The sequence below is a fragment of the Streptomyces sp. NPDC003720 genome, from assembly GCF_042875075.1.
Lineage (GTDB): Bacteria > Actinomycetota > Actinomycetes > Streptomycetales > Streptomycetaceae > Streptomyces.
On sequence record NZ_JBIANZ010000006.1, the window covers coordinates 362,455 to 383,831 of the forward strand.

At 73.9% G+C, this 21,377-nt stretch carries 17 protein-coding genes; 7 read left to right on the plus strand and 10 right to left on the minus strand.

Going from position 1 to position 21,377, the window contains the following annotated elements:
* Positions 1-49: 49 nt before the first annotated feature.
* Positions 50-862: a Tat pathway signal sequence domain protein gene (locus tag ACFYU0_RS19045; protein ID WP_351665742.1), complete on the minus strand. Its 813-nt coding sequence runs from the start codon at positions 860-862 to the stop codon at positions 50-52.
* Positions 863-1,058: 196 nt separating this feature from the next.
* On the opposite strand from ACFYU0_RS19045, the gene glgX reads away from it, so the two are divergent.
* From glgX to ACFYU0_RS19060, 3 genes are all read left to right on the plus strand, one after another.
* Complete coding sequence (glgX, locus tag ACFYU0_RS19050) at positions 1,059-3,203, plus strand: glycogen debranching protein GlgX (RefSeq protein WP_389302546.1); 2,145 nt, start codon at positions 1,059-1,061, stop codon at positions 3,201-3,203.
* A gap of 92 nt (positions 3,204-3,295) precedes the next feature.
* Positions 3,296-5,665 carry a malto-oligosyltrehalose synthase gene (treY, locus tag ACFYU0_RS19055; RefSeq protein ID WP_389302549.1) on the plus strand — a complete coding sequence of 790 codons (2,370 nt, stop codon included), beginning with the start codon at positions 3,296-3,298 and terminating at the stop codon, positions 5,663-5,665.
* Positions 5,666-5,777: 112 nt separating this feature from the next.
* Positions 5,778-7,028: a M14 family zinc carboxypeptidase gene (locus tag ACFYU0_RS19060; RefSeq protein ID WP_389302552.1), complete on the plus strand. Its 1,251-nt coding sequence runs from the start codon at positions 5,778-5,780 to the stop codon at positions 7,026-7,028.
* Between the two features lie 98 nt (positions 7,029-7,126).
* Here the strand turns inward: ACFYU0_RS19060 and ACFYU0_RS19065 are convergent, their stop codons facing one another.
* Both ACFYU0_RS19065 and ACFYU0_RS19070 read right to left on the minus strand, forming a co-directional pair.
* The gene (locus ACFYU0_RS19065) at positions 7,127-7,540 is read right to left on the minus strand and encodes an SSI family serine proteinase inhibitor (protein WP_389302555.1); all 414 of its coding nucleotides are present in this window, start codon (positions 7,538-7,540) and stop codon (positions 7,127-7,129) included.
* Between the two features lie 86 nt (positions 7,541-7,626).
* Positions 7,627-8,184 (minus strand): DUF1707 and FHA domain-containing protein, encoded by a 558-nt coding sequence (locus tag ACFYU0_RS19070; protein WP_351665752.1) that lies wholly within the window; start codon positions 8,182-8,184, stop codon positions 7,627-7,629.
* Between the two features lie 175 nt (positions 8,185-8,359).
* On the opposite strand from ACFYU0_RS19070, the gene treZ reads away from it, so the two are divergent.
* The gene (treZ, locus tag ACFYU0_RS19075) at positions 8,360-10,105 is read left to right on the plus strand and encodes a malto-oligosyltrehalose trehalohydrolase (RefSeq protein WP_351665754.1); all 1,746 of its coding nucleotides are present in this window, start codon (positions 8,360-8,362) and stop codon (positions 10,103-10,105) included.
* A 33-nt stretch (positions 10,106-10,138) separates the two neighbouring features.
* On the opposite strand, the gene ACFYU0_RS19080 is transcribed toward treZ, so the two are convergent.
* From ACFYU0_RS19080 to ACFYU0_RS19105, 6 genes are all read right to left on the minus strand, one after another.
* The gene (locus ACFYU0_RS19080) at positions 10,139-11,086 is read right to left on the minus strand and encodes a phosphotransferase (protein ID WP_389302558.1); all 948 of its coding nucleotides are present in this window, start codon (positions 11,084-11,086) and stop codon (positions 10,139-10,141) included.
* 52 nt (positions 11,087-11,138) lie between these two features.
* Entirely contained in the window at positions 11,139-12,266 is a 1,128-nt protein-coding gene (locus tag ACFYU0_RS19085; protein ID WP_389302561.1) for an aminopeptidase P family protein, read from the minus strand.
* A gap of 359 nt (positions 12,267-12,625) precedes the next feature.
* Entirely contained in the window at positions 12,626-13,219 is a 594-nt protein-coding gene (locus tag ACFYU0_RS19090) for a PDZ domain-containing protein (protein ID WP_351665760.1), read from the minus strand.
* A 167-nt stretch (positions 13,220-13,386) separates the two neighbouring features.
* Positions 13,387-15,549 (minus strand): germacradienol/geosmin synthase Cyc2, encoded by a 2,163-nt coding sequence (cyc2, locus tag ACFYU0_RS19095; protein ID WP_389302565.1) that lies wholly within the window; start codon positions 15,547-15,549, stop codon positions 13,387-13,389.
* Positions 15,550-15,734: 185 nt separating this feature from the next.
* A complete protein-coding gene (locus tag ACFYU0_RS19100; RefSeq protein ID WP_389302568.1) occupies positions 15,735-16,934 on the minus strand; it encodes a damage-control phosphatase ARMT1 family protein in 1,200 nt (399 codons plus the stop codon).
* Between the two features lie 22 nt (positions 16,935-16,956).
* Positions 16,957-17,604: a ScbR family autoregulator-binding transcription factor gene (locus ACFYU0_RS19105; protein ID WP_351665766.1), complete on the minus strand. Its 648-nt coding sequence runs from the start codon at positions 17,602-17,604 to the stop codon at positions 16,957-16,959.
* A gap of 398 nt (positions 17,605-18,002) precedes the next feature.
* Here ACFYU0_RS19105 and ACFYU0_RS19110 point away from each other — a divergent pair, with 398 nt between their 5' ends.
* On the plus strand, positions 18,003-18,935 hold the full coding sequence (locus tag ACFYU0_RS19110; RefSeq protein ID WP_389302570.1) for a lytic polysaccharide monooxygenase: 933 nt from the start codon (positions 18,003-18,005) through the stop codon (positions 18,933-18,935).
* Positions 18,936-18,953: 18 nt separating this feature from the next.
* Here the strand turns inward: ACFYU0_RS19110 and ACFYU0_RS19115 are convergent, their stop codons facing one another.
* Positions 18,954-19,607, minus strand: a complete 654-nt coding sequence (locus ACFYU0_RS19115) for a Tat pathway signal sequence domain protein (protein ID WP_351665770.1) — start codon at positions 19,605-19,607, stop codon at positions 18,954-18,956.
* A gap of 647 nt (positions 19,608-20,254) precedes the next feature.
* Between ACFYU0_RS19115 and ACFYU0_RS19120 the strand changes: the two genes are divergently transcribed.
* A complete protein-coding gene (locus ACFYU0_RS19120) occupies positions 20,255-20,935 on the plus strand; it encodes a DUF6230 family protein (protein ID WP_389302573.1) in 681 nt (226 codons plus the stop codon).
* On the plus strand, positions 20,932-21,366 hold the full coding sequence (locus tag ACFYU0_RS19125; protein ID WP_389302576.1) for a DUF6114 domain-containing protein: 435 nt from the start codon (positions 20,932-20,934) through the stop codon (positions 21,364-21,366). The genes ACFYU0_RS19120 and ACFYU0_RS19125 overlap by 4 nt, the downstream gene beginning before the upstream one ends.
* Positions 21,367-21,377: the final 11 nt, after the last annotated feature.

Consider the following 21,377-nt stretch of genomic DNA (forward strand, 5'->3'; position numbering starts at 1 on the left):
TTGCTCCCTCGCAGGAGTTGCGGGTCGGAGAGGTGGACGGCTGCGCGGCTCAGTGGCGTGCGAGCCGGCCGACCTTGCGGGCGCTGAGGTCGACGACCAGCCACCTGGCGTCGATCCAGGGGCCGTTCTTGACCTTCGGGAACAGCCGCACGCAGCGGTGCTCACCGCACTTGTCGAGCACGGCCGGCTGCCCGCCCGGGGTGGCGCGGTAGACGGCGCCGGCGAGCCGGAGCTGGTCCGGCGAGGTCAGCTCGTGGCCGGTGGCGTCCCGGTAGTCCGCCTTGAGGCCCGCGCCCAGCGGGTCGGCGATCAGCAGCCCGGCCGCCTCCGCGTTCTCGTCCCGGCTCAGCGGCGGCTGGACGCCCCGGCTGGTGACGCTGCCGACGACCTTGCCGGTCCCCAGGTCGACGGTCCTGGTGATCAGGGCGTCGTCCTTGTAGTCGTAGAAGCTCACCTCGGCCCGGCGCGGCGCTCCCGGGTCGTCGAGCTCGTCCGCCTCCGGATCGGCCAGGTCGACGCTCAGGCGCTGCGGGCCCCGGCGCCCGTCGACGTTCTCGCCGGCGCTGAGCGACGGTCCGCTCAGGGCGATGGTCTCGACCCGCCGGATCTCGTCGTCGGTCAGCGGGTCTCGGCCCGTGCCCTTCTTCCCCTCGGCTGGCGCCTGCTCCACGACGCCCGGCGGGACCTCGCCCGGCCCCTGTCCCGCCTGCCGGGCGGCTGTGCCGCCGCCCTTGGTCCCTCCCGTTTCGTCGGCCCCCGCCGTGCCCGGCAGGGTGACCGCCACCATCACCGCGGTCCCGGCCACCGCCAGGGCCGCTCCGGCCACCACCTTGCCGAGATGTCGATGCACTGTCTCGCGCACATCTGCCCCCTACTCCCCGAAGATCCCCGGGAGTACGCGTATCCCCACTGATTCGGCACACGGCGGGTACACGAGTCGCCGTATGCACTGGTCGGCCCGTAAGAGGGCAGTAAGTCCGGGAGGGTTCCCTCACTTTCGGGGAGACTCGCAGCCAACGCGCCCCCAGCGGGGCCGCACACCTGGAAGAGTCGTGGTCATGCAGGTCTGGCCTGGAGAGGCGTATCCGCTCGGCGCCACGTACGACGGCGCCGGAACCAACTTCGCGGTCTTCACGGAGGCCGCGCACCGAGTAGAGCTGTGTCTGCTGCACGACGACGGCTCGGAGACGGCGGTGGAACTGCGCGAGAGCGACGCGTTCGTGCGGCACGCGTACCTGCCGGGGGTGATGCCGGGACAGCGGTACGGGTTCCGGATGCACGGCCCGTACGACCCCGCGCGGGGGCTGCGCTGCAACTCCGCGAAGCTGCTGCTCGACCCGTACGCGAAGGCGGTCAGCGGCGCCGTGTCGTGGGGCGAGGAGGTGTACGGCTACCACTTCGGCGCCCCGGAGCGGCGCAACGACCTGGACTCGGCGCCGCACACCATGACGTCGGTGGTGATCAACCCGTACTTCGACTGGGGCGACGACCGGCCGCCGCGCACCGACTACCACCGCACGGTGATCTACGAGGCCCATGTGAAGGGCCTGACGATGACCCACCCCGGGCTCCCCGAGGAACTGCGCGGCACCTACGCGGCGCTCGCCCACCCGGCGATCATCGAACACCTGACCAAGCTGGGGGTGACGGCGCTCGAGCTGATGCCCGTGCACCAGTTCGTGAACGACCACCGGCTGGTCGACATGGGCCTGAACAACTACTGGGGCTACAACACCATCGGCTTCTTCGCCCCGCACAACGCGTACGCGTCCTGGGGCGACCGGGGCCAGCAGGTGCTGGAGTTCAAGTCCGCGGTGCGGGCGCTGCACGAGGCCGGGATCGAGGTGATCCTGGACGTCGTCTACAACCACACGGCCGAGGGCAACCACCTGGGCCCGACGCTGTCCTTCAAGGGCATCGACAACCCGTCGTACTACCGCCTCACGGACGATCCGCGCTACTACATGGACACCACGGGCACCGGGAACTCGCTGCTCATGCGGTCCCCGCACGTGCTCCAGCTCATCATGGACTCGCTGCGGTACTGGGTCACCGAGATGCACGTGGACGGCTTCCGCTTCGACCTGGCCGCCACCCTGGCCCGGCAGTTCCACGAGGTGGACCGGCTGTCGTCGTTCTTCGACCTGGTGCAGCAGGACCCGGTGGTCTCCCAGGTGAAGCTGATCGCCGAGCCGTGGGACGTGGGCGAGGGCGGCTACCAGGTGGGCAACTTCCCGCCGCTGTGGACCGAGTGGAACGGCAAGTACCGCGACACGGTCCGGGACCTGTGGCGGGGCGAGCCGCGGGCGCTCGCGGAGTTCGCCTCCCGGCTGACCGGCTCCTCCGACCTCTACCAGGACGACGGCCGCCGCCCGCTCGCCTCGATCAACTTCGTGACCTGCCACGACGGGTTCACCCTGCACGACCTCGTGGCCTACAACGACAAGCACAACGAGGCCAACGGGGAGGAGAACCGGGACGGCGAGAGCCACAACCGGTCCTGGAACTGCGGGGCGGAGGGCGAGACCGAGGACCCGGAGGTGCTGGAGCTGCGCGCCCGCCAGATGCGCAACTTCTTCGCCACGCTCATGCTGTCCCAGGGCGTGCCGATGATCAGCCACGGGGACGAGTTCGCCCGCACCCAGCGGGGCAACAACAACGCCTACTGCCAGGACAACGAGGTGTCCTGGCTGCGGTGGCCGCAGGCTCCGGAGGAGGGGTCCGCCGAGGGCGCGTCCCCGGAGGGCGACCTGCTGGAGTTCGTCCGCGCCATGGTCTGGCTGCGCCGGGACCACCCGGTGTTCCGGCGGCGGCGCTTCTTCCACGGGCGGCCGGTGGAGGGCACCGCCCAGGACGAGCTGTCCGACATCGCCTGGTTCACTCCGGAGGGGAGCGAGATGACCCAGCAGGACTGGGACTCGGCGCCCGCGTCGGCGCTGACGGTGTTCCTCAACGGCAACGCCATCTCCGAGCCCGGTCCGCGCGGGGAGCGGATCGCGGACGACTCCTTCCTGCTGATGTTCAACGCCTCCCCCGGGCCGCTGGACTTCCGGGTGCCGGCCGATCACGGCCGGCAGTGGCAGGTGGTCGTGGACACGGCCCGTCCGGACGGGGTGCCGCCGGGCACGGGCCCGAAGGTGGCGGCCGGTGAGTGCGTCACCCTGCCGGACCGCAGCCTGACCGTGCTGCAGCGGCCCGCCTGAGCCGCCCGCGGGGGGCGCGCGCACTCCGGCGTGCGCCCCCCGCGTGCGGAGGGGATGACACGAAATCCGGCGCGCTGGGTACGTAGGGTTCCATGACTGCTGCCCGACCCGGACCCGAGGTACCCACCGCCACCTACCGGCTGCAACTGCAACCCTCGTTCCCGTTCGCCGCCGCCGAGGCGGCGGTCCCGTACCTGGCGTCGCTGGGCGTCTCGCACCTGCACCTGTCCCCCGTCCTGGAGTCCGTCCCGGGATCCACGCACGGCTACGACGTCGTGGACCACACGCGCGTGCGCGGGGAACTGGGCGGCGAGGACGGGCTGCGGGCGCTGGCGCGTACCGCGCGCGAGCACGGCATGGGCCTGGTGGCCGACATCGTGCCGAACCACATGGCCATGGCGCCCCGGCACAACGGGGCCCTGTGGGAGGTGCTGCGCGAGGGACCCGAGTCGCCGTACGCGCGCTGGTTCGACATCGACTGGACGGCGCAGGACGGCCGGGTGCTGCTGCCGGTGCTCGGCGGGCCGGCCGGCTCGGTGCTGGACGACCTGGTCGTCGACGGGGACGTGCTGCGCTACCACGACCACGCCTTCCCGATCCGCGAGGGCACCGCCGGCCTCCCGCTGCCCCGGCTGCTGGACGCGCAGTGGTACCGCCCGGTCTGGTGGCGGCTGGCCCGTACCGAGCTGAACTACCGGCGCTTCTTCAGCATCTCCGAGCTGATCGGGGTGCGCGTGGAGGACCCGGAGGTGTTCGACGCCACCCACGCCAAGATCCTCCAGCTGCTCCACGAGGGCGTGGTCGACGGGCTGCGGATCGACCACCCCGACGGCCTCGCGGACCCGGACGCCTACCTGCGGCGGCTGCACGAGGCCACCGGCGGCCGCTGGACGGTGGTGGAGAAGATCCTCGCCGACGGCGAGCCCCTGCCCGCCTCCTGGCCGGTGGCCGGGACCACCGGTTACGACGCCCTGCGCCACGTCGACGGCCTGTTCACGGACCGCACCGGGGCGTACGAGCTGCTCGGCCGCTACCGGTCGTTCGCGGCCCCGCAGACGGACCGGGGCGGCAACTGGGACGCCACGGTCCGGCGGGCCGCCTACAAGGTGCTCACCCATGAACTGGCCACCGAGACCGACCGGCTCACCCGGGTGGCGGCGCGGCTGTGCGCCGCCTCGCCGGACCTGTCGCTGCGCGACCGGGCGCCGTGGGCGCTGCGCACGGCCGTGGAGGAACTGCTGGTGCGGATGCGGGTGTACCGGCCCTACGCCTCCCAGGACGCCTCCGCCGTCATCACCGAGCAGGCCGCCGAGGAGGCCCGGCTGGCCTTCGTGGTGCCCGAGGAGGCGGACGCGGTCGGCGTCGTGCGGCGGCTGCTCGCCGGGGAGCCGGGCGACGCCTCGGCCCCGGACCACGCCGACCGGGTGGAGTTCCGCACCCGGTTCGCGCAGACCGCGTCGGCGCTGCGCGCCAAGGCCGTGGAGGACACCGCGTTCTACCGCTACGTGCCGCTGCTCTCGGCGGCCGAGGTGGGCGGCGATCCGGGCGCGCCCGGAGTCTCCCCGGAGGACTTCCACGCGTACTGCGCGCGCGTGCAGCGCGACTGGCCCGCCACCGGCACGGTCGTCACCACGCACGACACCAAGCGCAGCGCGGACGTGCGCGCCGCGCTCGCCGTGCTCACCGAGTGCCCGGACAGCTGGGCGAAGGTGCTCGCCGAGGTGTCCCGGGGCGAGGGGAGCGCCCCCGACGGGCAGCTCGCCTGGGCGGCCTGGCAGACGGTGTTCGGGCTCGGTCCGGCGGAGGAGGAGCGGGTCCGGGAGGCGCTGCTGAAGCACGTCCGCGAGGCGGGCATGTACACGAGCTGGACCGAGCAGGAGCCGCCGTACGAGGAGGCGGTGGCCGCCTTCCTCACGGCGGGGCCGTGCGGGCCGCCCGGCGAGCGGGTGGCCGCCCTGCGCAAGGCGCTGGAGCCGCACATCCGGGCGAACGTCCTGGGCGCCGCGCTGGTCCACCTCACGATGCCGGGGGTGCCGGACGTGTACCAGGGCACGGAGAGCGAGTACCGGGCGCTGGTCGACCCCGACAACCGGCGGCCGGCGCCGTTCCCGCCCCCTGTGCCCGGCGAGAAGGACGCGCTGACGGCCGCGGCCCTGCGGCTGCGCGCCCGCCGGCCCGGCGCCTTCGGCACGGCGGCGGCGTACGCCCCGCTGGCGGCGGACGGGCCGGCCGCCGATCACTGCCTGGCGTTCACTCGTTCGGGTGAGGTGGTCACGGCGGTGACCCGGCTGTCGCTGCGGCTGTCGGACGCGGGCGGCTGGCGGGACACCCGCCTGGAGCTGCCGCCCGGACGGTGGGCGGACGCGCTCGTCCCGGGGCGGGAGTTCACCGGGCACGTGCGTGTGGCGGACCTTCTCGACCCGCTCCCGGTGGCCCTGCTGGAGCGGACCGGCGAGGGCTGAGGAGCGGCGGTGGACGCGTCCGGGCGCCGCGGCGCGGCTCCCGGCGCCGTTCTTGACAGTTCACCCCCACCGTGCGGCACTGGGAGGGCGAAGCCGGTTGGACAAGTCGGGGGTGAGTCTCCTGCCGGAGCTGCGCTATCCCAGCGTTCCCCAATTGGTCGCCTCCGCCCGGGCGCTGGCCGCCGCGGAGCCCCGGCTGTGCGCGCTCAGGCAGGTGGGCGCCTCGCGGGCCGGCCGGCCGCTGCACCTGCTGTCGGTGGGGCACGCCTCCCGGGCGGTGCTGGTGGTGGCGGGCGCGCACGCCAACGAGCCGACGGGCGGCTGCACCCTGCGCGCCCTGGCCGAGCGGGTGCTGGCCGCACCGGAGTTGCGGGCGGGCGTCTCCTGGCACTTCCTGCTGTGCGCGGACCCGGACGGGGCGAGCCTGCACGTGACCCCGGCGCCGCGCAGCCTGTTCGACTACCACCGGGGTTTCTACCGGCCCACCGGCGCGGAGCAGCCCGAGTGGTCGCCCGCGGTGCTGCCGCCGGACCGGCTGCCGCCCGAGACGCGGGCCCTGACCGGCGTCATCGACGAGGTGCGCCCGTACCTCCAGGTGACCCTGCACGGCACCGATCTGGGCGGTAGCTGGGTGCAGTTGACGAAGGACGTGCCGGGCCTCGCCGAGCCGTTCGCCAAGTCGGCGGCCGAGCTGCACATACCGGTGGAGACGGGCGCCTCGGACGCGGCGGGCTGGCCCGCCTCGGGGCCCGGGGTGCACGTGATGCCCGGACCCGAGAGCGGCGTCGCCTACCCGAGCCTGCCGGACGACGCCCGGCACAGCACCTGGTACCACGCGCACCGCTACGGCGGCCTGACGGCGGTGGTGGAGGTCCCGATGTGGGCCAGCGACCTGGTGGGCGACCCGGCGCCGCACCCGGCGCCCGCGGCGGCCATGCGGCGGCTGGCGGCACGGCTGCTGCGGGACGCGCTGGAGGTCGAGCGGGTGTTCGACGACGCGCTGCCCCGGCTGGACGGCACGGACGGGCCGCTGCTGCGGGCCGCGCGCTGGGTGCTCGACCTGATACCGGGCCTGGCCCGGGACTGGGTCCAGACCCCGCCGGCCGCCACGACGATGGCCTACGTCGGCAGCGTGGACGCCTTCGGGCGGCGGCTGCCGCTGCGGGCGGCGGCGATGCTGCTGCGGGTGCTGCGGGAGACGGACGACCGGGCGGTCCCCGGTCTGGAACGGCTCGTCGCCTTCTGGTGCGAGGCCTACGCGGCGCGGTTCCGGGCCCGCTGGGTGCCGTTGGAGGACCAGGTGGAGCACCAGTCCCGGACGGTGCTGGCGGCGGCCCAGCAGGCCCGGGAGCGGGCGGGGTGACGGACCGCCGGGGCACGGGCGGGGCGGGGCCCGTGCCGCCCCCGCTCAGCGGCCCCGTCGGACGGGTTCCCCTCGCCCCGCCGGCCGTCCCGTCCGGGTCAGCCGTCCAGGGCGAAGACCGGGCCCGTGCGGGCGTTCATGACGCACTCGCCGGCGTACGTCTCCTGGAACTCGACCGGCCGCCCCTTCCACTGCCCGTGGGCGCGGGCGGTCACGGGGGCGTAGATCATCGGGCAGAACACGTCCTTCTGCGGGATGCGCGCGATGTCCCCGCCGGCCGCGGCGAGCACGGCGCAGGCGTCGGCCGCGTGCGGGTGCCCCTTGGGCGGGTCGCACAGCAGCAGGGTGCCGTGGGAGTCGGTGGACGGGCTCTCGCCGCGGGTGACGGTGAGGAAGAGCCAGTCGCCGGACGGGGTGGCGCCGGAGACCGCCTGGGCCGGTCCCGCGAGGAGGAGGCCTGCGGCGGCCAGGGCGGCGCCGGCGGCCGCGGTCGCTCGGGTGATGTACGTCATGCCAGGTGCATCGGCACGGCGGCCCTCGTTCCCCACCCCGCTCACCCGAACGGAACCGCGCGGGCGGTCGGCGGTCGGCGGGCCGGTCAGGTGTCCCGGTGCGCCGCCAGCCGGAAGACGGTCCGGCCGAAGGCGACCTGGTCGCCCTCGCGGACCACGACCGCCCCGGTCACCCGGCGGCCGTTGACGGTGGTGCCGTTGGTGGAACCGAGGTCACGGAGGATCCACATGCCGCTCTGGCTGCGCAGTTCGGCGTGCACCCGGGAGACGGTGTCGTGGTTCAGGCGCAGCCCGTTGGCGGGATCGCGGCCGATGCGCAGCGGGTGGCCGCCCGGCTGCGGCAGCAGCAGCTTGGGCAGCCGCTCGGCCTGCCAGGCCCGGCGCAGCCGCACGGTGAAGCCGGAGACGGCCTCGACGGTGCCGAGCACCGCGCGCGAGAAGCGGTTCTCACGGGGCAGGTCGGCGGTGAGGGCGGCGAGTTCGTCCGCGCCGTGGGCGGCGAGGGCCAGTTCCATGCGGTGCACGAAGGTGTCGTGCGACAGCCGTCCCATGGCGACGCCTTCCCGCAGCACCCGCAGCGCCTTGTCGCGCTCCGCGTCGGACGGCCGCGCGGGTCGCAGAGGGAACTCGAAGGACGACGTCACGCTGGTGATTGTCAGGGGTGTGAACCCCCGGTGTCCAGAATCGGGGAAAACGGTGCCCGGGTACGCGCGGTGGCACGACACCGGCCGGGGAAGCCGGGATTCGACGGCGGATTGATCGATTTCGCGGCACGATGGACGTGCTACATCACGGTGAGCAGACGAAGGGGAACCGTCCGTGCAGTTCGAGGTGTGGGCACCGCAGGCAGACCGTGTGACGCTCCATTGCGACGGCGTGACAGGCGCGTTGGAACGCGACCCGCGGCGGGCCGGCTGGTGGCGGGGGGAGGCGCCGGCGCGGGACGGCTCGCGGTACGGGTTCGCGCTGGACGACGGACCGGTGCTGCCCGATCCGCGCTCGCGCCGGCAACCGGACGGCCCGGACGGCCTGAGCGCCGTCGTCGACCACGGGCGGTACGCGTGGCGTTCGGCGTGGGCGGGGCGCGGGCTGCCGGGAGCGGTGCTCTACGAGCTGCACGTGGGCACGTTCACCCGCGAGGGCACCCTGGACGCGGCCGCGGCCCGGCTGGAGCACCTGGTGGAACTGGGCGTCACCCATGTGGAGTTGATGCCGCTGTGCCCGTTCCCCGGGCGGCACGGCTGGGGGTACGAGGGGGTGTCGCTGTGGGCGGTGCACGAGCCCTACGGCGGCCCCGAGGCGCTGCAGCGGTTCGTGGACCGGGCGCACGGACTCGGTCTGGCCGTGGTGCTGGACGTGGTGCACAACCACCTTGGCCCGTCCGGCAATTACCTGCCTCTGTTCGGGCCGTACTTCACCGACACGCACCACACGCCGTGGGGCTCGGCGGTGAACCTGGACGCGCCCGGCTCGGACGAGGTGCGCGCGTTCCTGGTGGGCAGCGCGCTGGCCTGGCTGCGGGACTACCGGCTCGACGGGCTCCGACTGGACGCCGTGCACGCGCTGTACGACACGCGGGCGTGCCACTTCCTGGAGGAGCTGTCCGCAGCCGTCGACGGCCTGGCGGGCGAACTGGGCCGTCCCCTGTCGCTGATCGCCGAGTCGGACCTGAACAACCCGCGGTTCATCACCCCGCGCGGGGAGAACGGCCTCGGGCTGCACGCGCAGTGGAACGACGACTTCCACCACGCCGTGCACACCGCGCTGACCGGCGAGTCCCAGGCGTACTACGCCGACTTCGCGCGGGACCCCTTCGACGCGCTCGCCAAGACGCTCACCGGCGGCTGGTTCCACGACGGGACGTACTCGAGCTTCCGCGGGCGCGCCCACGGCCGGCCGCTGGACCGGGCCCGGGTGGCCGGGCACCGGCTGCTGGGCTACAGCCAGACCCACGACCAGATCGGCAACCGGGCGCAGGGTGACCGGCTCTCCGCGCAGCTCTCCCCCGGCCTGCTGGCCTGCGCGGCCGCCCTCACGCTGACCGCGCCGTTCACGCCGATGCTGTTCATGGGCGAGGAGTGGGCGGCGGGCACCCCCTGGCAGTTCTTCACCGACCACACGGACCCGGAGCTGGCCGAGGCGGTACGGCGGGGCAGGCGCCGGGAGTTCGCGCAGCACGGCTGGGCCGAGGAGGACGTACCCGACCCGCAGGACCCGGCGACCCGGGACCGGTCCTGCCTCGACTGGTCGGAGCCGGAGCGCGAGCCGCACGCGCGCGTGCTGGCCTGGTACCGGCGGCTGATCGCACTGCGCCGCGAGCAGCCGGACCTCACCGACCCGGACCTCGCCGACACGAAGGTGGCGTACGACGCCGAGGCCCGCTGGCTGGCGTTCCGGCGCGGGGACGTCCGGGTGGCGGTGAACCTGGGCAAGGAGCAGGCCGCGATCCCGCTCGGCACCGGCCGGGTGCAGGTCCTCGCCGCGTGGGACCCGGTACGGGCCCCGGGCCCGGACGGGCTGCTGCAGGTGCCCGGGGAGTCGTGCGTGGTGCTGGTCCAGCCCTGAGGACGTGCCCCCGGCCACGGGGCCTGTGTGGGACTACGGCGGTGTGTCGTCGTCGTCCTTGAACTCGGTCACCCGCTCCAGCAGGATCGGCTCCCAGGCCCGCCGCAGCCGGCTGCGCAGCAGCGGCAGGGGGCCGGGGGCGCGGCCCTCGAGACGGCCGGCGAGCCGCAGCACCGTGTCGCAGCGGGCGAGCCACAGCCCCCGCAGACAGGGGCGGGGGCCGTATCCGGCGAGAGTGGCGGCGCGCACGGCGGCCGGGGCGCCGACGGCCACGGCGAGCCCGGCGATGTCCTCGGCGGGATCGCCGAGGGCCGCCTCGGTCCAGTCCAGGACACCGCGCACCCGGCCGTCGGCGCTGACCACGACGTGCTCGCCGATGAGGCCGTGGTGGGTCAGCACCTCGGTCCCGTGCCGTGCGGCGAGCTGGGCGGCGCCGGGCGGGGTGAGATGGAGCCGGGTGGTGTCGAACTCGTCTGCGGCGGCGAGGCGTTCGGCCGCCTGCACGGCCATGCGGCGCAGCGCGTCCAGGGAGCGCGGCGCGGTGTGCGGCACGCCGAGCGCCTCGGCCGGCCGCACCGGCACCGCGCGCAGCCCGCCGAGCAGCCCGGCGAGGTCGTCCTCGCCGACGGCGGAGACGTCGTGTTCGTCGGCGGTGCCGCCGGGCACCACCGTGTCGAGGGTGTAGGCGAGTCCGGGCGCCCAGTCGCCGTGGGCGACGCTGACCGGCACGGTGACGGGCACGTGCGGGCGGACCAGGTCGCGCAGGCGCAGTTCCCGGCGGCGGCGCGCGGAGGCGTCCCGGTCGGGGGCGAGACGCAGCACCTGCCGGGTGCCGACCCACCAGGTGTGCTCGTGGCCCTCGCCGACCGGGCGGACGTCCGGCCCCCCGGTCCGGCCGGTGTTCCGTCCGGTGCTCTCGTCGAGCACCGGACGGAGCAGTCGGCGGACGGTGTCCGCGGTGGGTGTCGGTGCCTGGGTCATGGGTCGCGCGCAGCCGTTCCGATCCGTCGTCGAGGGTGTGTCTCCCGGTTCCTCAGTCCACTATGACCATCTCACGGGTGGTGTTGTTGAGGCGGCGGCCGCCGTCCGCGGTCACCGTGACGATGTCCTCGATGCGCACGCCGAAGCGGCCGGGCAGATAGACGCCGGGCTCCACCGAGAAGCACATGCCGGGCACCAGGGGCTGCTCCTCGCCCTCGATCATGTACGGCGGCTCGTGCGTGGTGACGCCGATGCCGTGCCCGGTGCGGTGGATGAAGTACTCGCCGTACCCGGCGTCGGCGATGACCGCGCGGGCGGCGCGGTCGACCTCCTGGCAGGCGGCGCCCGGCCGCACGGCCCGGAAGCCGGCCTCCTGCGCGGCGCGGACGACGTCGTGGACCCGGCGCTCCTCCTCGGTCGGCTCGCCGACGTGCACCGTGCGCGTGGTGTCCGAGCCGTAGCCGTCCTTGAGGCCGCCGAAGTCGAGGACGACCATGTCGCCCGGCTGGATGACGCGGTCGCCGACCTCGTGGTGCGGGTTGGCGCCGTTGGGGCCCGAGCCGACGATGGTGAAGTCGACCTGGGAGTGCCCGAAGCGGCGCAGCAGGCCGGCGAGGTCGTGGCCGACGTCGGACTCGCGGCGGCCGGCGAAGGGAACCTTCCGGATCTCTTCGAACGTCTGGTCGGCGGCGGCTCCGGCGGCCGCGAGCAGCTCCAGTTCGGCGGCGTCCTTGACGGCGCGCAGCATGGGCAGGGCGTCGGTGAGGGCGGCGTACGAGGTGCCGGGCAGGGTGCGCTGGAGTCCCAGCAGGTGCATCGCCCAGGTGTTGTCGCTGATGCCGAGGCGGCCGTGGTCGTCCAATAGGGCCGCCGTGACGGCGTAGGGGTCCTTGGCGTCGGTCCAGTCACGGAGTGTGATCAGGGACGCGGCGGGAGACCGCTCGGCGTCCGGCGCCTCCAGGGTGGGGACGACGAGCACGGGGTCGCGGCCGGGGATCAGCACCAGCACGGTGAGCCGCTCGGTGACCGCGGTGGGCGTGTAGCCGGTCAGCCAGACCATGTCGGGGCCCGGCGCCACGAGCAGCCCGGCGAGGCCGGCGTCGGCGGCGGAGCGCGCGGCGCGCTCCATGCGTGCCCTGTAGTCGTCGGCGGTGAAGGGCGCGGGCGTGCTGCCGGTCATCCGGGCCTCCGAGCGCGGTCGAGTGACGGGTGAAGCGGTTCCGGGCAGCATCCTGCCCGCCCGGACCGGGCGGCGCGAGCCGATTGCCACGTCCGCACCGGGCGGCCCGCGAACACGCATCCCGCCCGGGCGCCCACAGCGCCCTCCGCCCCGCGGTGACCGGCGGCTCCCCAGGGTGCCGGAAGGACAACGCGGGAGCGCGTGCCCGGCGGGCACGGCAGCACGCGCCGGGGCAGACGACGCGGGCCCGGCAGCACACGGCTCGGCGCGGCCGGGCGGGCAGCGTGCACGACGGGCGTGGCACGGCTCTGCGAACCCGGCCCGGCATGGCACGGCACGCCACGGCAGCGCGGGCGGCGTCAGGTGGTGACGCCCGGTACCGCCGTCAGTTGCTGGTACCCGCCGCTGGTGTGGCGGACCGTGAGGGTCACCGGGGCGCCGGGGCTGGTGCGGGACACGGCGCGGGCCAGGTCGGCGGCGGTGTCCACGCGTGCGGTGCCGAACTGCAGCAGCACGTCGCCGCGGACCAGACCCGCCGTGTAGCCCGGGCCGGGCACGTGGACGCCGGTCACGAGCGCGCCCGCCTTCGGCGCGTCCACGGCCTCCACGCCCAGCGTCGCACCGGTGGTCCGGACGTCGACGGGGTTCGGGACGGCCGTGGGGGCGGCGCCTGCGGCGGAGACGGGGGCCGTCTCCGCCGGGTGGCCCCGCGGCGGCGCCTGCTGTCGCAGCTCGGCCAGCCGGCTCATGCCGATCACGGTGGCGCCCACCGTGCCGATGCCCACCCCGCAGAGCAGCACGACGGCTCCGGCCAGCAGTCCGAGCAGCACGGTCCTGAGCCGCCGGCCGCGCCGCCCCGCGGCGTGCGGCCGGCTGACGGCGGGTACTTCGGCGGTGTCCTCCCGCCGCTCCTGGCCGGGCATCGGCTTGGGCCGCAACGCTGTCTGTTCCATGGTTCGCTCGCCTCCGGATGGTGCCTACCCGGGTCGCCGGGCCGCGACGAGACACGAACGGGTGAGACTGCCCGGCGGGGGGCGCGGGGGTAGGCATCGGGCCGCCGATTCCCGGACGCCGGGCGTGCGCGGCCGGCCGGACGTCCCGCCGCGCACGCCCGCTCACGTCAGCCCGGGGACAGCGCCGGCACGCCGGGGGCACGGCCCGGCAGGAAGCCGTGGGCGCGGCGGCCGAGCCACTCGGCCTTGTAGCGGTCGACCTCCCGGTGCCAGTTCAGGATGCCCGCCATCCAGTTCTGCAGGTCGAGGACATAGCCGTCCATCGCAGCGCGCGCCGCGCCGGACAGCTCGAAGTCCTCGTACAGCACCGGCAGTTCGTGCGCCACGACGTGCTCGAACTGGCGCATCCGCTGGGTGGTCAGGTCGTGCACGACGCCGAGCGCGGCCGGATAGTCCACGCCGAAGAAGTTCTGCACGACCAGCACGGCGTTGTGGATCTCGCCCTCGTACTCGATCTCCTTTTGGTACGAGAAGATGTCGTTGAGGAGGCAGGCGTAGTCGATCGCGGCGTTCTCCATGGAGCGCACCGGTCCGCTGCGGTAGACCTCCGGCGGGATCGCGGGGCCGTGTCCCATGCGGCACATGCTCAGGGTGAGGTCGGAGCCGAAGGTCGAGCGGCGCATCTCCAGGTAGTCGACCGGGTCGGGGACGCGGTGCTGCGCCTGGTTGGACAGCTCCCACACCCAGCTCTCGGTCATGGTGTCCACGGCCGCCTTGAGGGTGCGCCGCTGGTCGGGTGTCATCTCCGCCGTCGTGCGCGCCCAGAGGTCGGTCAGGCCGCGTTCCATGGCGCTCACGGGGACGACGGCCGGTTCGCCGTCCACCGGCATGCAGGCGGAGAGCCGGGCCGTGGTCAGCCGGGCGGCGGCCAGGTCCCGGCGGTGGCCGTACACCAGCGGGTAGTAGTCGTCGCCGTACGTACCCCAGGCGAGCCACTGCGCGCTCAGGTCCAGGGCCTGCGGGGTGGCGTCCGGGTCGAGGCCCGCGGAGCAGAGCGCGAGGTCGTACGCGGCGAGCTTGTCCTCGTCCCAGACGCCCTCGGCGAGGATGCCCATGCGGTGCGACCAGGCGACGAGGCCCCGGCGGGCGGTGTCCAGATGGGGGCTCAGCGCCAGCTCGTACGGCATGTGGAACTCGGGCAGCCGGGACGGGCCGACCTTCTGGAACGGCACGTGCGAGTGGGAGCGCAGCCGCTCCGCCGCCGCCGCGGCGAGCAGCGCCCCGACGTCGGCGGCGGAGGCGCCGGGGCCGCTCGGCGGCTGCCACGGGGAGGCTGTCCGTGCGCCCTGGTTCATGTAGCGGCTGGAGCGCAGGTGCCACTCGTGGCCGCCGGACTGCCAGTCCTGGAGCCCCTTGGCGTAGGCGGCCACCGCCGCGACCTCGCCGGGCGCGAGCCCCTTCTCCAGGGCGACGGCGGGCACTTCGGTGAGGGCGGTGTGCTCGAACTGGTGGAGCCGGGAGGTGAGGATGTCGTTGACGGTCTCGGCGGCCTCCTGGGTGGTGCAGCCGAAGAAGTGCTCCAGCACGAGGACGCCGTTGCTGTTCTCGCCCTCGTCCTCGACCTCACGCTGGTAGGAGAAGAGGTCGTTGCGCAGGTGGACCGCGTCGGAGAAGGTCTCCATGAGCACCCTGAGCGGCCGGGTGCCGGCGACGGCCGCGGGCACCTCGGCGGTGGCGTACTCCACCAGCCCCGCCGACCAGGGGGCGCCGCCCACCTTGCGGCGCATCTCGATGTACTCGACCGGGTTGGCGATCCGCCCCTCGTTGATGTTGGACAGTTCCCACAGGGACTCGTTGAGCAGGTGCTCGGTGGCGACGGAGAAGCGCCGCCGCCAGTCGACGGACATCGTCGGCACGGTGCGCCGCCACAGGTCGGCCAGGCCCGCCTCGACCGGGTTCTCCGGCTCCGGCACGGGCGTGGCGGGGTCGAGCGGCATGAACAGGGGCAGGCGGTCCAGGTGGGCCTTTCCGGCGGCGCGGTCCTGGGTGCGCTTGTACATGTCCAGGAAGTGGTCGTCGAAGAAGAACACCCACACGTACCAGTCGGTGATCAGGGAGAGGGCCGGTCCGTCGCAGTCGGGGTGGGTGTAGGCGCACAGGAGCCCGTAGTCGTGCGCCTCCAGGTCGGCCTGCTCCCAGATCCCGGAGCCCTCCAGCATGCCCATCTCACGTGCCCACGCCGTCGAGTGGGCGCGTGCCTCGTCGAGGTGCGGGTTGAGCCGCGCGGGATACGGCATGTAGAAGTGCGGGAGTTCGAACGGCTGCGTCATGGCGGGGCCCTACCCGGCGCCCGGTTGGGCCATCCGGGGCGCGGCGCATGATCACACCATCGCGTGAAATGCCATGGAAAAGGGCAAGTGGGGCGGGCGACGGTGCCGTTGACCGCCCGTCGGCGGCGTACGCGCCACCCCGCCCGTCCGCGCTCCCGCCGCGCTCCCGGGCCCGGGACCGCGCGTCATCGCCCGGGCAGGCCGCCCGACGCGTTCACCTGGATCAGCGCGTGGGTGCCCGCGGTGCGCCAGCGCTGTCCCTCGGCGGCGACCAGCGCGGCCTCGGTGTCCGCGGTGAGACCGGTGATCACGTCGGACTTCAGGGTGCGCAGGGCGGCGACCGGGCCGGGGAAGCCGGCGGTCACCTCATGGAAGGACGTGGTCGGCGGCCACTGCCGGTCGCCCACCAGACGCCGGTAGTTGAGGTCGCCCTTGACGATCGTGAGGACGGCCGGGGCGAACTCGGCCCGCAGGTCGTCCGGCAGTTCGGCGAACGGCAGCGGGGCGCCGGAGAAGGGGTGGGCGCGCACCGTGACCCGCCCGTCGGCCATGGCGGCCCAGAGCAGCCGTCCGTACTCCCCCGCAGCTCCGGGCGCCGCGACGATCCGCCGCAGGGCGTCGACCACGTCGGCGGTGGTGGCGTCGGAGACGTAGTAGGGGTACGGCTTGACGTGCAGCACCGCCCGTCCGATCCGGCCGGCGCCGAGCAGGTGGGCGATCAGCAGCAGGTCGGGGACGAGTTCGCGGCCCGCGTTGTCGGCGACCAGGCAGAGCGTGCCCGCGCCGGCGGGCGGCAGCAGGGACCACAGGGTCTCGCTGTCGTCGGCGACCAGGGCGGGCACCGGTGCGGCGGCCTCGCCGTCCCCGGCGGAGAGCCGGAAGCCGAGGTCGGCGCGGTTGCCCCAGAGCGAGCCGTGCAGCAGGGCCCGGGCCCGCTCGGGCTCCGGACGGTCGCGGAGCGCGTCGAGCGCGGCCAGCTCCTCGCCGGTCTCCGGGGCGTCGAGTTCGGCGCGTTTGAACGGGCGGAAGGGATCCACGCCCTGCCAGGGACCGGGGCCGAAGTAGCCGACGGCCTCGAGCAGCAGACGGTAGAAGTAGCTCTCGGACCACAGCCACGGCACGTCGAACCAGGACCGGCCCACCTGGTCGTCCAGGCCCCAGGCACGCCACCGCGGCAGGTCGCCCGCGTCCTCGGGCAGCGGTTGGAGCACGCCGGCGACGCAGCTCTCCAGCAGCCCGTCCAGCGCCCGGTGCTGCCCGGGGCCGTAGGGGAAGGCGTCCCGCACCTGCCGGATGATCGCGGGGTGCCGCTCGGCCAGCACACTGTGCGGGAACGAGCCGGGCTGGTTCGCGAGGAGCACGGGCGCGGCGGGGGTGTCTGGCATGCCCGTCACCGTACCGCGCTGGTCAGCCCGTTCTGATCTCCCGCTCCAGGTGCGTGGCGAGGGTGAGGTAGCGGGGGCGGCGGTGCACCGGCACCACGCCCCGGATCATCAGGTGCCACATCTCGGCCACGCGCCGCGGCAGCCGTCCGACCGGTTCGAGGGAACGGCCGGCGACCCGGGTGCCGATGAAGAAGCAGACGAGGGAGTGCGCCACGACGCCGGCGTCCGTCTCCGGGTGCACGTCGGCCTCCCGGACGGCGCCGGTGAACTTGCGGCCGGCGAACTCAAGCCACTCGTCGAACGGATGCCGCATGGGCGGCCGCACGGGGACGTCCGTGGTGGCGAGGCGCAGACCGGCCCGCGGCACCGGGTCCTCGACGGCGAGCCGGGCGACGGTGAACGTGGTGCGCATCAGCGACTCCAGGGAGGAGTAGCCGCGGCCCTCGACCTCGTCGACGACCTTCTGCGCGGCCCTGGACTGCAGGTCGAGGATGGCGTGGGCGAGGTCCTCCTTGGCGGCGAAGTGGAAGTACAGCGCCCCCTTGGTGACCTTCGCGTGCCCGACGATGTCGCTCAGGCTGGTGCATTCGTAGCCCTGCCGGTCGAACAGGTCGGCGGCGGCCGTGATGATCGTCGCCCGAGTCTGCTCCGCACGTAACTGCCTTGCCATCGGATGCCCCCTCCTCGCGTCTCGACCGAACGGGACACGCGGTTTGTTTTGACCTCACGCACACGATAACTCACCGAGCGGTGACGGGAGTCGGACAGGCGGAACTTTGTCGAGGACAGTTCTCGGCCCGTCGTACGGCTCCCGGACCGGCTTTGCGTTCCGCAAACGGTTTCCATCAGGAAGCCGCTGTTCCGCAGCTTCTGTGGTTTTCGGAAGCCAAGTACCGCCATACGGATCGGCGTTGAGGGGACGTTTCACGCCGCTCGGGCCGCCGGCCCGCCACCGCGCGCGAACGCCCTGGAAAACAGCCGACGCGGTCTGTGCTGAACGCGGCGGACGCGTCCGCCGTACTGGATGCGGCAGACCTCGTTCCCGCGCCCGCCGAGGAGACGTCCCGGATGACTCGGATGACCGCCCGCCTCAGCGTCACCGCCGCGGCCGCGGCTGCCCCGCTCCTGCTGCTGCCCTGGGTGGCGGGGACCGCCATGGCTCACGGCGCCCCCACGGACCCGGTCAGCAGGGTGTACGCCTGCTCGCCCGAGGGCGGGGCCGCGAACCGGACCGCGGCCTGCCGGGCGGCGATCTCCGCGAACGGCGCCCCGTTCACCGCGTGGGACAACCTGCGCGTGGCGGGCGTGGCGGGGCGGGACCGGCAGGTGATCCCGGACGGCAAACTGTGCAGCGGGAACCTGCCCGCCTACCGGGGGCTCGACCTGCCCAGGGCGGACTGGCCGGCGACCCGCCTGATCCCGGGCGGCCGGCTCACCATGACGTACGCCTCCACGATCGCGCACACCGGTACGTTCCGGCTGTACCTCACCCGGCCCGGGTACGACCCGGCGAAGCCGCTGACCTGGTCCGACCTGCCCACCCGCCCCTTCGCGGAGATCAAGGACCCGCCGCTGACGAACGGGGCGTACCACCTGCGGGCCACCCTGCCCGAGGACCGGACGGGGCGTCAGATGCTGTACACGATCTGGCAGAACACCAGCACCCCGGACACCTACTACTCGTGCTCGGACGTGGTGTTCCCGGAGAAGGCCGGCGCGGCGGCGAGCACCCCGGGGACCGCCGGGGCCGCGAAGGCGCCGGCGAGCCCCCGGCCCGCTCGGACGCCGGCCGCCCACCCCTCGGCGGCGGCCGCCGCTTCGCCCTGGGCTCGCGCGGGAACGCAGGGCGCCCCGTCGGCCGACGCCGGTGACGGCACGCCGGTGGCCGAGGCGACCCGCGCGGACGCGGGCCCCTCGGCTCCGTTGGTGGCGGGCGGCGCCGCCGCGGTGCTGGCGCTCGTCGCGGGCGCGGTGCTGGTCCCGCGGCTACGGCGGCGCTGAACGCCGCTCAGGTGGCGCTCAGTTGACGTAGACCCGGGCGCCGGCGTCGGTGACGGGGGCGTACTTGGCGGTGAAGTAGCCGTTGGCGAAGCACAGGGACGAGCCGGAGAACTTGGTGAACTGCTGGTTGGTGAAGGTGATGCTGCTGTCGCTGTTGCTCGCCGTGCCGGTCAGGCCCGCCGCCCGGTAGACACAGGTGACGGTGCCGAGCAGGGTGCGCAGCTTGACCGTGGTCTGGATGGTGGAGCCGCTGGGCGGGGAGACGGTGAGGGTGCCGGCGGAGCCGACCGTCGCGGTGTAGGGCAGGTTGTCGATCACGATGCTGCTGACGCCGAGCACGCCGGTGACGTTGCTGGTGCAGCTGCTCGCGTCGAAGCTGTGGCCGGTGACCGACTCGGTGGCCGTGCCGGGGGCGGCCGGGTTGTCGGCGACCGTGGCGGTGAACTGCGAGGTCTTGCAGCTCACGCCGCTGGTGCCGGTCGCGCTGGAGTAGAGGGTGGCGGAGGTGCCGGAGGCCAGCGGCGCGGTCAGGGTGTCGCCGACTCCGGCAGCGGCGCCGCCGGCGCTGCCCGTGGTCAGGACCGCGGTGCCGGCCGCGGAGGACGGGACGGCGGTGGCGACGGTGAGCGCGGTGGCGGCTCCGGCCAGGGCGAGGAGGGTGCGCGTACGCATGCGGGTGCCTCTCTTCGAAGTGGGGGTGACGTGGGGTGAGGTGGGGGGTTGGGGGTGCCGTCGGAAGGGATGGGGCCTGGCGGCGTACCGGGGCGTGACGCCCCTGCCGGTCCGCCGCCGTCGCCGGTCCGTCACGCCTTCTCCGTACGTGACGGACCGGCGACGGCGGCCGATCGGTGAGACCGGCGCGGAGCCGGGAAGAGGCCTGCCGACCGGGCCGGACGGCCGGACCGCGGCGGGGCAGGGCTTGGCAGGGCGCGAAGAGCGTGGTGCGTACCGGGCAGGCGTGCTGCCGGGCGGAGCGGTGAATCGAAAGAGGCCGGGAACGCGGCCGACGCCGCTCGGCGGATCCGGCGCCACGGATCCAGGGGAAACCAGGCAGAGTTTTAGACCTGATGCACCGTCAACGTCAAGACGTCACACAGCAGTTGCCGCGTGACCGCACCGTCGACACCCTATTTTCACAACTCCCTTGACCCTTCAAAGTAACCGGCGGTAACTTCCGAGAAGGCTACTGACGCGTAACGAGAAAGCCCTTGCATCCGCCGGGAGTGCGAGGAGGCGTACGCGCGACAGCCCCGTCCGCGCCAGGACAGCGCACCACTGGAGCCCGATCCGTACCGATCCACGCCCATGGGAGCAGACAGATGACCTCGTCACCGGACCCGTCGTCCGCCGGCAGCACCCCCGAGAACGCGGCAAGCGATTCCCCCGGAGCGCCGGACAGCCCCAGCCGGGGGCGGGTCCGGGCGCGCAGGGCCGCCGTGATGGCGGTGCCGGCCACCCTGGTCGCCGCCGGCCTCGCGATCCTGACCGCGCAAGGAGCGCTGGGCGTCCAGTTCGCCATCTCCGGCATGCCGTTCGTGGTCACCGCGGACAAGCTGGAGGGCACCGGTTTCGAGCAGTTCGGCGCGCTGGACAACATGATCGAGGACAGCCCGAACCAGGGGGACACGGGCGGCCAGGAGCTGGTCGTCACCTCGGTGGTGAAGGACGGCACCCTGACCAACCTCTGCCAGAGCGTCGACCTCGGCGGCATCCAGCTCGTGCTCACCGCCGGCGGCGGCTCCAAGCCGGTCGCCGTGTCGAACCTGGCCATCGACTCCGACGACATCAAGGGCAACGCCACGTTCAACGGCATCGAGATCGGCCGGGACGCCAGCACCTTCGACAAGGCGGACGTCCAGGGCCCCAAGGGCGTCTACGGGCAGCAGGCCGACAAGGTCGTCATCACCGCCCTGTACCAGCACAACTACGCGGCCACCGCCGCCGTGTTCAAGCTGCCGAACCTGCACATGCGGTTCGACTCCGACGGCTGCCCCCGGTGAACCGCTTCCGGCAGTGGAGGGGGCGCCGGCCGTTCGCGGGCGGTCTGCTGCTGGTGCTGGGCGGCGTCGAGATCCTGGTGACCATGAAGGCGCCGCTCCCGGTCATCCTGCACGTCGGCATGCAGGGCCTGGCGGGCTATCTGCTGCCGGCGCTGATGACGATCTGCGGTCTGCTGATCCTCTTCAGCCCGGGCCAGCGGATCTTCTACTCCCTCACCGGGATCCTGCTGTCCCTGGGGAGCTGGCTCACCTCGAACCTGGGCGGCTTCCTGGTCGGCCTGCTGCTCGGCGCCGTCGGGAGCTGCCTCACCTTCGGCTGGCTGCCCGACCAGCCGGCCCGGGCGAGCCGCCGCCTGCGCCGTGCGGAGGCACGGGCGGCGGCGGCCCAGGGCGCCGGCGAACCGGTACGGACGTCCGGGGAACCCGTCTAGGCCTGCCGGGA

Bases quoted from the DNA above. Each gene is read 5' to 3' on its own strand.
- glgX (WP_389302546.1), top strand. From the start codon at position 1,059: ATGCAGGTCTGGCCTGGAGAGGCGTATCCGCTCGGCGCCACGTACGAC.
- ACFYU0_RS19090 (WP_351665760.1), bottom strand. From the start codon at position 13,219: ATGGAACAGACAGCGTTGCGGCCCAAGCCGATGCCCGGCCAGGAGCGG.
- ACFYU0_RS19080 (WP_389302558.1), bottom strand. From the start codon at position 11,086: ATGACCCAGGCACCGACACCCACCGCGGACACCGTCCGCCGACTGCTC.
- ACFYU0_RS19120 (WP_389302573.1), top strand. From the start codon at position 20,255: ATGACCTCGTCACCGGACCCGTCGTCCGCCGGCAGCACCCCCGAGAAC.
- ACFYU0_RS19110 (WP_389302570.1), top strand. From the start codon at position 18,003: ATGACTCGGATGACCGCCCGCCTCAGCGTCACCGCCGCGGCCGCGGCT.
- ACFYU0_RS19105 (WP_351665766.1), bottom strand. From the start codon at position 17,604: ATGGCAAGGCAGTTACGTGCGGAGCAGACTCGGGCGACGATCATCACG.
- ACFYU0_RS19085 (WP_389302561.1), bottom strand. From the start codon at position 12,266: ATGACCGGCAGCACGCCCGCGCCCTTCACCGCCGACGACTACAGGGCA.
- cyc2 (WP_389302565.1), bottom strand. From the start codon at position 15,549: ATGACGCAGCCGTTCGAACTCCCGCACTTCTACATGCCGTATCCCGCG.
- ACFYU0_RS19115 (WP_351665770.1), bottom strand. From the start codon at position 19,607: ATGCGTACGCGCACCCTCCTCGCCCTGGCCGGAGCCGCCACCGCGCTC.
- ACFYU0_RS19065 (WP_389302555.1), bottom strand. From the start codon at position 7,540: ATGACGTACATCACCCGAGCGACCGCGGCCGCCGGCGCCGCCCTGGCC.
- treY (WP_389302549.1), top strand. From the start codon at position 3,296: ATGACTGCTGCCCGACCCGGACCCGAGGTACCCACCGCCACCTACCGG.
- ACFYU0_RS19100 (WP_389302568.1), bottom strand. From the start codon at position 16,934: ATGCCAGACACCCCCGCCGCGCCCGTGCTCCTCGCGAACCAGCCCGGC.